Here is a 241-nt window from a genome sequence, read left to right as displayed (position 1 = left end):
AATCAACTAGACGTTGTATTAGTGGCTGGGCTACCTGGATTCGAACCAGGGAATGCCGGCATCAAAAGCCGGTGCCTTACCGCTTGGCGATAGCCCAACTGGATTGTTTAAAGTGTCAATCACACAGCTCTTTATTTCTAAAGAAAAGATGGTGCGGAAGGAGAGACTTGAACTCTCACACCTTGCGGCGCCAGAACCTAAATCTGGTGCGTCTACCAATTCCGCCACTTCCGCATCAATT

2 tRNA genes are annotated in these 241 nt (G+C 48.5%); both read right to left on the bottom strand.

Features of this window, described 5'->3' with window-relative positions:
* Positions 1-22 precede the first annotated feature (22 nt).
* Positions 23-97: transfer RNA gene (locus LNL84_RS19690), tRNA-Gln, on the bottom strand.
* Between the two features lie 52 nt (positions 98-149).
* Positions 150-234, bottom strand: a tRNA-Leu gene (locus tag LNL84_RS19685).
* Positions 235-241: the final 7 nt, after the last annotated feature.

It is taken from the genome of Vibrio gelatinilyticus (assembly GCF_022836845.1).
In the GTDB taxonomy this organism is placed as follows: domain Bacteria; phylum Pseudomonadota; class Gammaproteobacteria; order Enterobacterales; family Vibrionaceae; genus Vibrio; species Vibrio gelatinilyticus.
Note: the sequence above shows the minus strand (reverse complement) of the source record. Positions and strands in the feature narration are given on the sequence as shown.